The organism is Bradyrhizobium sp. 63_E2_N1_3 (assembly GCF_052076005.1).
Taxonomy (GTDB): Bacteria; Pseudomonadota; Alphaproteobacteria; order Rhizobiales; family Xanthobacteraceae; genus Bradyrhizobium; species Bradyrhizobium barranii.
On the sequence record NZ_CP197235.1, the window covers coordinates 3,563,208 to 3,574,626 of the forward strand.

The following is an 11,419-nucleotide window of genomic DNA, read 5'->3' on the forward strand; positions in this document are numbered from 1 at the left end:
CATGAGAATTGCGGCCGTCGCTCTTGCCCTGCTGGCCGCGGCCGTCTCGTCTGCACGTGCCGCCGACGTCACCTTCGATGATACCGCGCGCTTTCTCGCGGGCATGCAGCCTTCGCCGGACTCGCCGCTGGTGCCGCTCACCAAGGACCCGGGCTGGCAGCGCCACGCAAAATTCTTCGACGGCGCCTTCGCCCAGCTCGAGCAGCGGCAGCTCTCGAAGATCCGCAATTGGGCCGACGTCAATCTGGCCGCGCCCCGGCCGACCATGTTCTACTTGTTCAGCGGCCCCGACTTCCTCTACGCCGATGCGTTCTACTCCAAGGCCAGCACCTACGTGCTCGGCGCGCTGGAGCCGGTCGGCGCGGTGCCTGACCTGACGCGGCTGCCGCGCGGCTCGGTCGGTGCCGCGCTCTACAATGTCGAGCGTTCGCTCGGCTCGATCCTGAGCTTCTCCTTCTTCATCACCAAGCACATGAAGGTCGACCTGCACGCCAACCAGGTCAACGGCACGTTGCCGATCCTCTATGTCTTCCTCGCGCGCTCCGGCAAGACCATCCGCAATGTCGAGATGATCGCGCTCGACGACAAAGGCGGGGTGCATACGGGAGGCGACAATCCGGGACGGAACGCGACGCGCGGTGTCCGCATCACCTTTGCCGGAAGCGACGGCGAGGCGCGCACGCTGTACTATTTCTCGACCGATCTCTCCAATGCGAGCGCGCGCAACACGGGATTTCTGAAATTCTGCGAGACGCTCGGGCCCGGCAACAGCCTGCTCAAGAGCGCGTCCTATCTCCTGCACAAGGGCGACTTCTCCGTCGCTCGCAACTGGCTGCTGGCCAACAGCGCGACCATCATCCAGGACGATTCCGGCATTCCGCTTGCGAACTACAATGCGCAACAGTGGCGGTTCTTCCCGTTCGGCCGCTATCTCGGACCGATCGACGAATTCCCCGGCCGCTACCAGGAGCGCTACGCCGAACTGTTCACGCGCGCCCAGCCGATCGATTTCGGCGTCGGCTATCGCTGGCGGACGCATGAATCGAACTTGCTGCTGTCGGTGAGGGTGCCGGGAAGCGAGACCGCGCCGGCTGCGGAGACCACCTCGTCCGCCGAGCCGTCGCCAAAGCCGCCGCGTCCGAAGCGGCTGCGTCCGCCCGAGTCGATCCCGCCACCGCCCGGGCGCTTTTTCTGGTTTCGTTAGGTTGCCTGTTGAGGCGGGTGTCACGCGCTCCGGGCGATGACAACCAGCCGTACGAACGCGAACGCCATCTGATGATATGTCGCCAAACCCGATGCGGATTGGTTGGTGCTCGATCTCTAACGTCCAGCCTACCAGTGCACGCTCTGGCTCGGCACGATGAAGGCCGTGGTGCTCGGCGCCGTGGCAAGGCTCGTTGCCAGATACCAGCCGGAGCCGACCACGAGCGCCAGCAGCGCAATGATGGCAATCATGTCGAGGGTTCTGGGGTCGTGATGCCCTCTGGAACCAGGATGTGGACCAAGCCTGAAGTGAAGAGGGCTGATTTTCCAGCGCATTCTTGTTTCCTCCCGTAGGAGCATCACAACAACGCGAGGGGGAAGTTCCGGTTCCATTCAAGGCAGCGATGCGCGAAGCGCCGCGGCGTTCCTGGTGATATTCAGGATGCGTTGACGCCGCGCCACCTGCCATAGCGCCAGGGCAGATACCAGCGCGCGCCTTGCGGTGCGCTGAGGGGCACGTTGTCGATTCCCGATGTGCCGAAAGGATTGCAGCGAAGCAGTCGCGCGAGCGTCATCCAGCCGCCGGCCCACAGGCCGAACCGCTCGATCGCCTCGTCGCCATAGACGGAGCAGGTCGGCAGGTGCCGGCAATTGTAGCCGACCAGCGGCGAGAGCGTGTGGCGGTAGAGCCAGATCAATGCGCGGCCGAATCGGCGCGGGAGCCGGAGCGCGCCCTCGATGGGAGTGGAACAGTGCTCGCAGGTTGAATGCTTCATGGGCGCTGTGCTGCGATCGTGAGCGACGTATTGCGCGGTTCCGGCGCAGGGAACCGCAAGTTGTTGTTTCTGCGCCATATTTCCCGTGCTTTTTGGGAGCAGTGCAGCAAGTACCTGTGGACGATCTGTATTCCCCCGGATACCATTTTTATGACGACCGTGTGTAGAAACATACGCCCGTATGATGGACTCAGAGGGCGCTACCGAGGACTGTTGGGGAACCTTTGGGGCTTGGGGAAGGAACCAGATTGAGACTTCTGAACTCCCTCGATCGTCGCGGTTGGTTGTTGCTTGGGGCAGCCGCACTTGGCGCCGCACTCTTCGGAGCTGTGGCCACGACCGGCACAACGGCTCATGCCGGTGCCGCCCTCGAAGAGCGCAAGCTGCCGATGAAGTTCAACTGGGTCGCCTGCGACCCGAACTGCCGCGGCTGGGTCAGCGCGGTCGGCATCATCACCGCCGATACGCCGAGGGATTTCGAGGAGTTTTCGCGCGGACGCCAACTTGGCGGCGCGACCGTGGTGCTCGACTCCAGCGGCGGTTCCGTCAACGACGCGATCACGCTCGGCCGGCGCTTCCGCAATCTTGGACTTTCGACCACCGTCGGCATCAGCGTTCAGAACCGCAGCGGGCAGTCGGCCCGTCCGGCGGTTGCGCCCGAAGCCTATTGCGAATCCATGTGCGTGTTCCTGCTGCTGGCCGGCAAGAAGCGCTACGTGCCGGAAGCAGCTCACGTCCGGGTCCACCAGATCTGGATGGGCGATCGTGCCGACGATGCCAAGGCGGCGAGCTACAGCGCGCAGGACCTGATGATCGTGGAGCGCGACATCGGCCGGCTCGCCAAATACACGTTCGATATGGGCGGCGCCGGCGACTTGCTCTCGCTCGCGCTCAGCGTGCCGCCGTGGGAAGATCTGCACGAGCTGGATGCTGGCGAGCTGAAGCTCACCAATCTCGTCACCACCAACCTGGTGGCCGACGTGCTGCCACATGTGGACGTCGCTGCGCCCGCGGTGGCGGAACTTGCACCGAAGACCCAGGCGAGGTTCGGCGCGGAAGCGGAACCGCAGCCTGTCAAGTCGACCAAGACGGCGGAAGCCGTGGTGCCGACCGGTGCGGCGCAAAGCGCGGGCTCGCAGAAGTAGGATTTCCCTGATCGTCATGCCGGCGCGTGCGCCGGAATGACCTCGGCCAAATCAGCCCTGCGCCGCGGCCGGCTGCTTGGCTTTCGCCTCGATCTGGCCGATGGCATCGACCACGGCATCGAAGGTCAGGAGGGTCGAGGCGTGTCGCGCCTTGTAGTCGCGGACCGGCTCGAGGAATTTGATCTCTTCCCATTTGCCTTCAGGAGGCGCACCGTTCTCCTTGAGCATCTTGCGAACGGTTTCGCGTAACTCGCGGAGTTCGCTCGCGGTCGAGCCGACGACGCGACTTGCCATGATGGATGAAGAGGCTTGTCCGAGGGCACAGGCCTTCACGTCATGGGCGAAGTCGGTGACCTTGTCGCCCTCCATCTTGAGGTCGATCTTCACGGTCGAGCCGCACAATTTGGAGTGGGCGGTGGCGGTGGCGTCGGGGTCCGGCAGCCGTCCGAGGCGTGGAATATTCCCGGCCAGTTCGATGATCCGCTTGTTATAGATGTCGTTCAGCATGTGATGGAGTCCAACACTTCCGCACCGGATCGGCCTTGGCGGGCGCCGCCCACGGTCCTATATAGGGGCGGAACTGGCGGAAAAACAGTCCAGCGGTGCGGCGGCAGCGGTCCAGATCTGCGCTGCCAGCGTGATGACCCAAAGGACCTTTTTCGTCAAAACTGTTCTCTTCAGGCGTCCGGCGGCTTGCCGCCCCGTCTGCCGGTGACACTCCGGCCGCGAGGCCGTCGAACGGAGTAGACATGGACGCTACGATCAAATCCATCCGCCCGGGCAAGCCCTCCGACCGCCAGCCCGAGAGCCGCCCGGCTGAGCTCGACCCTGCCGAATTCCTCGCGGCCGCCGTCCGCGCCGACCAGCCGCGCCCCGCGCGCGCAGAGGCGGAAGCGGCGGTGAAGACGCTGCTCGCCTATATCGGCGAGAACACCGCGCGCGAAGGCTTGCTCGACACGCCGCGCCGTGTGGTCGAGGCCTTCGACGAGCTCTATCAGGGCTACCACCAGTGCCCGGCCGAGGTGCTCGACCGCACCTTCGGCGAGACGGCCGGCTATGACGACTTCGTGCTGGTGCGCGACATCGAGTTCACCTCGCAGTGCGAGCATCACATGATGCCGTTCTACGGCAAGGCGCACATCGCCTATACGCCGGTGGAACGCGTCGTCGGCCTGTCGAAGCTTGCGCGCCTGACCGACATCTTCGCCCGCAGGCTCCAGACCCAGGAGCACATGACGGCGCAGATCGCGGCGGCCATCGACGAGATCCTCAAGCCCCGCGGCGTTGCCGTGTTGATCGAGGCCGAGCATACCTGCATGTCGGTGCGCGGCGTTGCCAAGCATGGTGCCTCGACCTTCACCAGCCGCTTCACTGGCATGTTCCGCGACAATCCGGCGGAGCAAGCCCGTTTCCTGTCCCTGGTGCGAGGCACGACGCGCTGACCTCGCGAAGGTCTATGTCCGCGTCATGCTCCAAGCGAGGACGCCCGTGTCCGCTCACTCCCATGAGATCGAGGAAGGCCTCGCCTTCCTGCCCAGGTTCGACGCCGCCGGCCTCGTGACCTGCGTGGCGACCGACGTTGCCACCGGTGACGTGCTCATGGTCGCGCACATGAACAACGAGGCGCTGCGCAAGACGATTGCGACCGGCGAGGCCTGGTACTTCAGCCGATCGCGCAATGCCTTGTGGCGAAAAGGTGAGACGTCGGGTCAGACCCAGCGCGTGGTCGAGATCCGCACCGATTGCGACCAGGATGCGGTCTGGATCCGTGTCGAGCAGATCGGCGCGGCCTGCCACACCGGCCGCCGGTCCTGCTTTTACCGCAAGGTCGAGGCCGAGAGCGGCGGCACCAAGCTCGTCTTCGTCGATGCGGATAGGTTGTTCGATCCGGACGCCGTCTACAAGAAATAGCCGGCCGTCACCCCGAATTCGGGCCGCAATGACGGCGAGGGGCAGATTAACCCCGCATTAACCATACCTGTCCCACGGTGAGACGACAGGCGCCGAATTGCCGGCGTCGCTCAACGCCGCACGGGGCGGGCACTCCATCATGTCGGTCGACAATTCCAGTGCCTCTCAGACGACGGGTCTCGATCCGTCGCGGGCACGCGTCGCCGGCGCAATCAAGCAGGTCTCTAACCGGACGGGCGTCAGCTTCCAGTACATGCTGACCACCGCCAAGATGGAATCGGATTTCGATCCGACGGCGGAAGCCACCACGTCGTCCGCGCACGGGCTCTACCAGTTCATCGACCAGACCTGGCTGGGTACGGTGAAGGAGGCGGGCACCCAGCTCGGCTATGGCAATTATTCCGACGCCATCACCAGGACGTCGTCGGGCAGTTACGCGGTCGATGATCCCGCCATGAAGCGGTCGATCATGAAGCTGCGCGACGATCCGGAAGCCGCCTCCACCATGGCCGCAGCGCTGACGCAGTCGAACAGTTTCAAGCTCACCGGATTGCTTGGCCGCAGGCCGTCTGACAGCGAACTCTACATGGCGCATTTCATGGGTGTCGGCGGCGCCGCAAAGCTGATCGCCAATGCCGAGGACAATCCGCAAGCGGTCGGCGCGCGGCTGTTTCCCAATGCGGCCTCCGCCAACCGATCGATCTTCTACGCCAGGGACGGCCGCGCCCGCAGCGTCTCCGAGGTCTATTCGGTGCTCGACGCGCGCTACGCCAGCGCGGCGAATTCGAAGACGACGCGCAGTGCGATGGCGATGTATGGCGACACGCCATCCACGACGCAGGTCGCAAGTGCCAACGGCGTGCAGCCCAGCGCGCCTGTCATCGACAACGCCGCCTATCTGCAGACCTTTCCGGAGGCGCGCGGCGTGACGCCGGTGAGTGCGACGTCGTCGTCAACGGTTGCAGACAACACGCCGATCACACCCGCATTCCGCTCAATCTATCAGCCCGGCGATACCACGCAGCCGGTTTCGACCACGGTGCAGAAATTGTGGGGCAACAACGCCTCGCTTGCCTCGATCGCATCGGCGACGCCTGACGTGCGCCCGCCGCAACCGCTCGATCTCTTCAGCGATCGCAGCGGTACGTTCTCGAGCTGATCGTCGCGCGAATAACCCGCTCTCGTGTCCCGGACGCGTGGCAGGCGGCTTTGTTCCCTTAACAAAACGTCAATAAAACCAGCCAGTTATGGTGAACGCTTTGTTAAGCGTCGTGGTTTATTTTGTGTTGCAGGTGACAAGCCGTCACCGTTTTCGTTTGTTGTGTAAGCCGGAAGCAGCATGATTGTTCGGCAGTTCATCAATTGGATCAGGACGGCGCCCGCCGGCGAGCGGGCCGAGGCGACGCGGGCATTGGCCCGGGCCTGGCTGATCTCAGACCTTTCCCATGACGACCGTATCGCGGCCGAAGGCGCGCTCCTGATGCTGCTCGACGATCCCTCGCCGCTGGTGCGGCAGGCGATGGCCGAGGCTTTTGCGCGCAGCACCGATGCGCCGGCGTCGATCGTGCGGGCGCTGTCGGCGGACCAGCCGACCGTCGCGCTGCCGGTGCTCGAACATTCTCCGCTCCTGATCGACGCCGATCTCGTCGACATCGTCGCAACCGGCAATGACGAGGTGCAATGCGCGGTCGCCCGCCGCATCGCGTTGCCGGTGTCGGTCTGCGCCGCCATCGCCGAAGTCGGCTGCGCGGCGGCCGCGCTCGAGCTGATCGAAAATCCCCACGCCGAGCTCGCGCCGTTCTCCTGGAATCGCATCGTCGAGCGCCACGGCCATCTCGCCGCGATCCGCGAGGCGATGCTGGTGCTTGAGGATCTGCCGGCCGCAACGCGCGCCGCGCTGGTGGCAAAACTCTCCGAGACCCTTGCGCAATTCGTCGTCGCGCGGAACTGGCTGAGCGCCGACCGCGCCGAGCGCATCACGGTCGAGGCGCGCGATCGCTCCACCATGAACATCGCGGCGCGGTCGCGCGGCGAGGACATGCAGGGCCTCGTGCATCATCTGCGCGTCACCGGCCAGCTCACCGCGGGCCTGATCCTGCGTGCGCTGCTGTCGAGCAATCTCGATTTGTTCGATGCCGCGCTCGCTGAACTTGCCGACCTGCCGCTGGCACGTGTCTGCGCGCTGCTGCACGACCGTGGGGGCAACAGCCTGCACGCGGTGCTCCGCCGCGCCGGACTTCCCGAGGCGACCTTTGCGGCGTTCCAGGTTGCGCTCGATGCCTGCCACGAGCAAGGTTTTGTCGATACCGACGACGGCGCGGCGCGGCTGCGCCGGCGCATGGTCGAGCGCGTGCTCACCCATTGCGAGACCGACCGCGGCGCCACCGAACCGCTGATGGTCCTGCTCCGCCGCTTCGCCACGGAATCCGCGCGCGAAGAGGCAAGGTTGTTCTGCGACGAGCTCGTCGCGGATGACGCGCTCGATCCGGCGTATGACGATCTGATCGCGGCGTAGCGAGACGCCGTAGGGTGGGCAAAGGCGCGTAGCGCCGTGCCCACCATCGATCCGCACGGCTTATATTAGTAGGTGGGCACGCTTCCGCCTTCGCTCTTCGAGCTACGGCGGACGAGTCGCTTTGCCCACCCTACGACACTTGCATTCGCAATAACGAGAGGAGAGAGCGGGAGCCGCTACTCCGCCGGCGCGATGCTCGGTGCCAAAATCACCTCGAGATGCTCGGGGCGGTCGCGGTTGGCGTGGGCGAGATAGTCGTCGGCGACCTTGCGCAGGCGGCGGCTGAGCTCGGCCGAGACGCTGATGCTGTCGAGCTTGGTGTTTTCATGCACGATGGCGAGGATGGCGTTGATGTGGTGCGTGAACAGCTCGGCCGGCACCTTGTCGAGATCGGGTGCGTGCTCGATGACGCGGCACAGGCTCTCCGCAACTCCCGCCGCCGCCGGATAGCCGAACGTCGCAGCGTCGCCCTTGATGTCGTGCGCGGCGCGGAACAGCTCGTCGCGCCGCTCCTTGGTGAAGCCCTCATGGCGGACAGCGACATAAGCGGCCGACAGACGATTGACCTCGGTCGCCATCCAGTCCTTGAACTCACCGGCGAGGCCCGCCAGCGCCTGCTCGGCGCGGGCGACCGGATCGTCCAGGTCCTTTTCTTCGACACGGCGCAGAACCTTGCGCAGCGGATTGGGCTGCGTGATCACTTGGTGCGTGGCGAAGGCCGTGACCTCGATGTCCTTTGCGCCGTTCTTCGCCATGATGTCTGCCCCGATCGTGTGAGACGTTGCGCTAGATGGAGGAACGAGCCTTGTCGAGCAGCGAGGGTTGCTGGAGCACCTCGTGCTTTTCGCCGACGCGGCGCTCGGGGCCCATATAGGCGGAGTTGGTGTTGCGGCGCCGGTCCGGACCGAAATAGGTCTTGGTCTTGATGAAGGGCCGGGGATTGGCGACGACGTTGAGGATGCGCTGGTAGAGGCCCTTGGCGGAGATCGGCTTGGCCAGGAATTCGGTGACGCCGGCATCGCGCGCGACCGTGACGCGGCGTTTCTCGGAATGACCGGTCAGCATGATGATCGGCGCGTAAGGATTGCCCTTGGATTCCGGCTGCCGGATCATCTGCGCGAGCTCGAGCCCGTCGAAGATCGGCATCGCCCAGTCGGTGATGACGATGTCGGGCACGTAATGGCTGTACATTTCCAGCGCGGTGGCGCCGTCCTCGGCCTCGTAAACCTCGCGCGCGCCGAAGGAGTGCAGCAGCGTCCGCAGGATGCGGCGCATGTGCGGATTGTCGTCGCAGACGAGGAAGCGCAGCTTGTTGAAATCGATGCGGAACATGACGCCTGGGCCGGAGCGGTCAACTTTCGTTAACCATATCGCGGCGGGGGTTAAGGAAGGGTTGCTGCCGGCATTTCGCGGAGTACGTGACGAGGGAAGGGATTAATATCGTAATTCTGCCATTTTTTATTGTAAAACGATAAAAATATACAATTTAATGGGAGCTAGTCCGATGAGCGTCGTCGCGTTTCCTTTTCCTGCGCCGGTCGAGCCGCGGTTGCGGCGCATCGGACGGATCGTGGCCGTCGGCGCGCTCCTCTGCGTCGCCGGCGCTGTGCTTGCGGTGCCGCTGCTCTGGTCGAGCGACGAGATGCTCCGGCACTGGATCGCGACCCAGTCCCCGCTGGGGGCGCGGCCCTTCACGCTCAACCTCAGTACGCGCCTCGCCGGTGCCCTGATCAGCCTGATCGGACTTGCGCCTGTCCTCTACGCCTTGTTGCAGCTCTCGATGCTGTTCTCCCGTTTCGCGCGCGGCGAGGTCTTCGTGACCGACAACGCCTGGCGCATCCGCCGGATGGGCCTCGCGCTGATCGCCAACGCGTTGATGTCGCCGCTGGTGCAGATGCTCACCACGCTCAACCTGACGCGGGCCAACCAGCCGGGCCAGCTCGTGGTCATGTTCGGCATCGAGCAGTCGCATGTGCTGTAGGTGCTGAGTGGCCTCGCGCTCGTCGCCTTCGCGACCGTGATGGCCGATGCCGTTCGCATGTGGCACGAGAACAGCGAGATCATCTGACCATGCCGATCATCGTCAACCTCGACGTCATGCTCGCCAGGCGCAAGATCAGGTCGCGCGAGCTTGCTGCGCGCATCGAGCTCACGGAGGCGAACGTCTCCCTGCTGAAGTCGGGCAAGGTGCGCGGCATCCGCTTCGACACGCTCGAGCGGATCTGCGCCGTGCTCGACTGCCAGCCCGGCGATATCCTGGAATATGTCCCCGACAGCGCGGACGACGCGCTGGAGCCGCGCGGGGCTGGCCGGAAATCGGCCTAGCCAATCCTTCAAGTCCAGACTGGAGATGCCTGCGATGAACCGCCTGGCGCGTGTTCTTGCGAGCGCGGCTGCGCTCATGCTTGCCGGTTGCAGCTCGGTGCCGCTGACATCGATTCCGCCGCTTGCCCGCATCGATGCCAGGACGACGGATCTGTCGATGCTGCGCGTCGCCGTGCAGTTGCCTGACGCGCTGCGGCCACGTTCGGGCGGCGTCAAGCTCGACGTCGTCACCAAAGTGGCCGGCGAGGCCGAGACCAGGACGAGCTTCGCCATGATGGAGATGAGCGACCCGCGAGATCGCGCCGGCCTGCCTGCGCCGTCGCTGGGCTCCTCGACCTACGCCTATCGCTTGTCGCCAGGCGATGCTGCACGCTTCGAAGCGCTACGTGCGTCGATGGTCGAGCAGGGGAGGCAAGGCAAACGCGGGTCGATGGGGCTCGGCGTGGCAGCCAGGGAATTCTGTCGCGCCAACGCGGCGCCGCAGGGATCGCTGCCTGTCACGATCTATCTGATGACGTCGGAGACGAAGAGCTTCGTTCCCGTTGTCAGGGATTTTGATCTGCTCGGAGATCCCGCCATGGCGGGCGGCCTGGAATCGATTCAGCCTTGCGGCCAGTGATCCGCGCCGGCGCTCAATAGCCGAACTGCTCGCGCAGGATGCGTTCTTCCAGGCTGTGGCCGGGGTCGAACAGCATGCGCATCGAGATGGTCTTGTCGGACAGCACCTCAACGCGGCGGACGTCGCGCACCTCGTCATGGTCGGCCACCGCCGCCACCGGCCGCTTGTCGCCCTCCAGCACCTCGATCACGACGTAAGCCGTATTGGGCAGGAGCGCGCCGCGCCAGCGGCGCGGGCGGAAGGCGCTGATCGGCGTCAGCGCCAGCAGCGCGGCGTTGATCGGCAGGATCGGTCCCTGCGCGGACAGATTGTAGGCGGTGGAGCCGGCGGGCGTCGCCACCATGATGCCGTCGGCAATCAGCTCAGCCATGCGCTCGCGCTCGTCGATCAGGATCCGGAGGCGCGCGGCCTGGAAGGTCTGCCGGAACAGGGCGACCTCGTTGATGGCGTGATGCAGGTGAACGCGGTCGTTGACGTCGGTGGCGCGCATCAGGAGCGGGTTGATCTCGGATTCCTGCGCTGCCTCGAGACGGGCGCGAAGGTCGACCGTCGAGTACTCGTTCATCAGGAAGCCGACGGTGCCGCGGTGCATGCCATAGATCGGTTTGCCCGAGTGCATGTTCTGGTGCAGCGTCTGGAGCATCAGTCCGTCGCCGCCGAGCGCGACCACGACATCGGCGTCGTTCGGGTCGCAATTGCCATAGTCCCGAGTGAGCTGGCCGAAGGCGGTTTGCGCCTCGCTGCTTGGGCTCGCGACAAAGGCGATCCGGTTGTATCGCGCTGGCTTGGTCATGGCTTCCGGGCAGGGCCGCTGGCTGGAGAAAGTTCCGCCGGGCTCGTCTATACGACCTGGGCCTGCATTGTCGAGAAGGACCGCTGTTCAAGGCAAACAGCGTCCATCCCGATTCAGGGCAAATCCGGGTCG

15 protein-coding genes are annotated in these 11,419 nt (G+C 64.9%); 9 read left to right on the top strand and 6 right to left on the bottom strand.

Features of this window, described 5'->3' with window-relative positions:
* Window position 1 precedes the first annotated feature (1 nt).
* Window positions 2-1,204, top strand: coding sequence for a hypothetical protein (locus AB7531_RS16580; protein ID WP_063982514.1), 1,203 nt, complete (start codon window positions 2-4; stop codon window positions 1,202-1,204).
* Window positions 1,205-1,332: 128 nt separating this feature from the next.
* Here the strand turns inward: AB7531_RS16580 and AB7531_RS16585 are convergent, their stop codons facing one another.
* Together AB7531_RS16585 and yidD are read right to left on the bottom strand one after the other, a co-directional pair.
* Window positions 1,333-1,539: a hypothetical protein gene (locus AB7531_RS16585; protein WP_063986275.1), complete on the bottom strand. Its 207-nt coding sequence runs from the start codon at window positions 1,537-1,539 to the stop codon at window positions 1,333-1,335.
* Window positions 1,540-1,640: 101 nt separating this feature from the next.
* Entirely contained in the window at window positions 1,641-1,979 is a 339-nt protein-coding gene (gene yidD, locus AB7531_RS16590; RefSeq protein ID WP_063982515.1) for a membrane protein insertion efficiency factor YidD, read from the bottom strand.
* 248 nt (window positions 1,980-2,227) lie between these two features.
* On the opposite strand from yidD, the gene AB7531_RS16595 reads away from it, so the two are divergent.
* Window positions 2,228-3,124 carry a hypothetical protein gene (locus AB7531_RS16595; protein WP_063982516.1) on the top strand — a complete coding sequence of 299 codons (897 nt, stop codon included), beginning with the start codon at window positions 2,228-2,230 and terminating at the stop codon, window positions 3,122-3,124.
* 51 nt (window positions 3,125-3,175) lie between these two features.
* Here AB7531_RS16595 and AB7531_RS16600 read toward each other — a convergent pair whose 3' ends face one another.
* Window positions 3,176-3,631 (bottom strand): iron-sulfur cluster assembly scaffold protein, encoded by a 456-nt coding sequence (locus AB7531_RS16600; protein WP_014494348.1) that lies wholly within the window; start codon window positions 3,629-3,631, stop codon window positions 3,176-3,178.
* A gap of 242 nt (window positions 3,632-3,873) precedes the next feature.
* On the opposite strand from AB7531_RS16600, the gene folE reads away from it, so the two are divergent.
* The 4 genes from folE to AB7531_RS16620 all read left to right on the top strand — a co-directional run bounded on the left by folE (window position 3,874) and on the right by AB7531_RS16620 (window position 7,550).
* On the top strand, window positions 3,874-4,566 hold the full coding sequence (folE, locus tag AB7531_RS16605; RefSeq protein WP_063982517.1) for a GTP cyclohydrolase I FolE: 693 nt from the start codon (window positions 3,874-3,876) through the stop codon (window positions 4,564-4,566).
* Window positions 4,567-4,612: 46 nt separating this feature from the next.
* Window positions 4,613-5,035 carry a phosphoribosyl-AMP cyclohydrolase gene (gene hisI, locus AB7531_RS16610; RefSeq protein WP_063986276.1) on the top strand — a complete coding sequence of 141 codons (423 nt, stop codon included), beginning with the start codon at window positions 4,613-4,615 and terminating at the stop codon, window positions 5,033-5,035.
* A gap of 139 nt (window positions 5,036-5,174) precedes the next feature.
* Window positions 5,175-6,194, top strand: coding sequence for a lytic transglycosylase domain-containing protein (locus tag AB7531_RS16615; protein WP_245328621.1), 1,020 nt, complete (start codon window positions 5,175-5,177; stop codon window positions 6,192-6,194).
* 180 nt (window positions 6,195-6,374) lie between these two features.
* Window positions 6,375-7,550: a DUF2336 domain-containing protein gene (locus AB7531_RS16620; RefSeq protein WP_063982519.1), complete on the top strand. Its 1,176-nt coding sequence runs from the start codon at window positions 6,375-6,377 to the stop codon at window positions 7,548-7,550.
* A 176-nt stretch (window positions 7,551-7,726) separates the two neighbouring features.
* Here AB7531_RS16620 and AB7531_RS16625 read toward each other — a convergent pair whose 3' ends face one another.
* Both AB7531_RS16625 and AB7531_RS16630 read right to left on the bottom strand, forming a co-directional pair.
* Window positions 7,727-8,305: an Hpt domain-containing protein gene (locus tag AB7531_RS16625; RefSeq protein ID WP_063982520.1), complete on the bottom strand. Its 579-nt coding sequence runs from the start codon at window positions 8,303-8,305 to the stop codon at window positions 7,727-7,729.
* A gap of 31 nt (window positions 8,306-8,336) precedes the next feature.
* Window positions 8,337-8,882 (bottom strand): response regulator, encoded by a 546-nt coding sequence (locus AB7531_RS16630; protein WP_008549760.1) that lies wholly within the window; start codon window positions 8,880-8,882, stop codon window positions 8,337-8,339.
* Between the two features lie 172 nt (window positions 8,883-9,054).
* Between AB7531_RS16630 and AB7531_RS16635 the strand changes: the two genes are divergently transcribed.
* The 3 genes from AB7531_RS16635 (at window position 9,055) to AB7531_RS16645 (ending at window position 10,494) form a co-directional block, all read left to right on the top strand.
* Window positions 9,055-9,531: a DUF2975 domain-containing protein gene (locus AB7531_RS16635; protein WP_245328622.1), complete on the top strand. Its 477-nt coding sequence runs from the start codon at window positions 9,055-9,057 to the stop codon at window positions 9,529-9,531.
* 89 nt (window positions 9,532-9,620) lie between these two features.
* The gene (locus tag AB7531_RS16640) at window positions 9,621-9,875 is read left to right on the top strand and encodes a helix-turn-helix domain-containing protein (RefSeq protein WP_049807677.1); all 255 of its coding nucleotides are present in this window, start codon (window positions 9,621-9,623) and stop codon (window positions 9,873-9,875) included.
* A gap of 34 nt (window positions 9,876-9,909) precedes the next feature.
* Window positions 9,910-10,494, top strand: coding sequence for a hypothetical protein (locus tag AB7531_RS16645; RefSeq protein WP_063986277.1), 585 nt, complete (start codon window positions 9,910-9,912; stop codon window positions 10,492-10,494).
* Between the two features lie 13 nt (window positions 10,495-10,507).
* Here the strand turns inward: AB7531_RS16645 and AB7531_RS16650 are convergent, their stop codons facing one another.
* Window positions 10,508-11,287, bottom strand: a complete 780-nt coding sequence (locus AB7531_RS16650) for an NAD kinase (RefSeq protein ID WP_063982521.1) — start codon at window positions 11,285-11,287, stop codon at window positions 10,508-10,510.
* Window positions 11,288-11,419 lie beyond the last annotated feature (132 nt).

Coding starts and splice junctions, on each gene's coding strand:
- AB7531_RS16580 (WP_063982514.1), top strand. CDS start 2: ATGAGAATTGCGGCCGTCGCTCTTGCCCTGCTGGCCGCGGCCGTCTCG.
- AB7531_RS16585 (WP_063986275.1), bottom strand. CDS start 1,539: ATGCGCTGGAAAATCAGCCCTCTTCACTTCAGGCTTGGTCCACATCCT.
- yidD (WP_063982515.1), bottom strand. CDS start 1,979: ATGAAGCATTCAACCTGCGAGCACTGTTCCACTCCCATCGAGGGCGCG.
- AB7531_RS16600 (WP_014494348.1), bottom strand. CDS start 3,631: ATGCTGAACGACATCTATAACAAGCGGATCATCGAACTGGCCGGGAAT.
- folE (WP_063982517.1), top strand. CDS start 3,874: ATGGACGCTACGATCAAATCCATCCGCCCGGGCAAGCCCTCCGACCGC.
- AB7531_RS16615 (WP_245328621.1), top strand. CDS start 5,175: ATGTCGGTCGACAATTCCAGTGCCTCTCAGACGACGGGTCTCGATCCG.
- AB7531_RS16620 (WP_063982519.1), top strand. CDS start 6,375: ATGATTGTTCGGCAGTTCATCAATTGGATCAGGACGGCGCCCGCCGGC.
- AB7531_RS16625 (WP_063982520.1), bottom strand. CDS start 8,305: ATGGCGAAGAACGGCGCAAAGGACATCGAGGTCACGGCCTTCGCCACG.
- AB7531_RS16630 (WP_008549760.1), bottom strand. CDS start 8,882: ATGTTCCGCATCGATTTCAACAAGCTGCGCTTCCTCGTCTGCGACGAC.
- AB7531_RS16635 (WP_245328622.1), top strand. CDS start 9,055: ATGAGCGTCGTCGCGTTTCCTTTTCCTGCGCCGGTCGAGCCGCGGTTG.
- AB7531_RS16640 (WP_049807677.1), top strand. CDS start 9,621: ATGCCGATCATCGTCAACCTCGACGTCATGCTCGCCAGGCGCAAGATC.
- AB7531_RS16645 (WP_063986277.1), top strand. CDS start 9,910: ATGAACCGCCTGGCGCGTGTTCTTGCGAGCGCGGCTGCGCTCATGCTT.
- AB7531_RS16650 (WP_063982521.1), bottom strand. CDS start 11,287: ATGACCAAGCCAGCGCGATACAACCGGATCGCCTTTGTCGCGAGCCCA.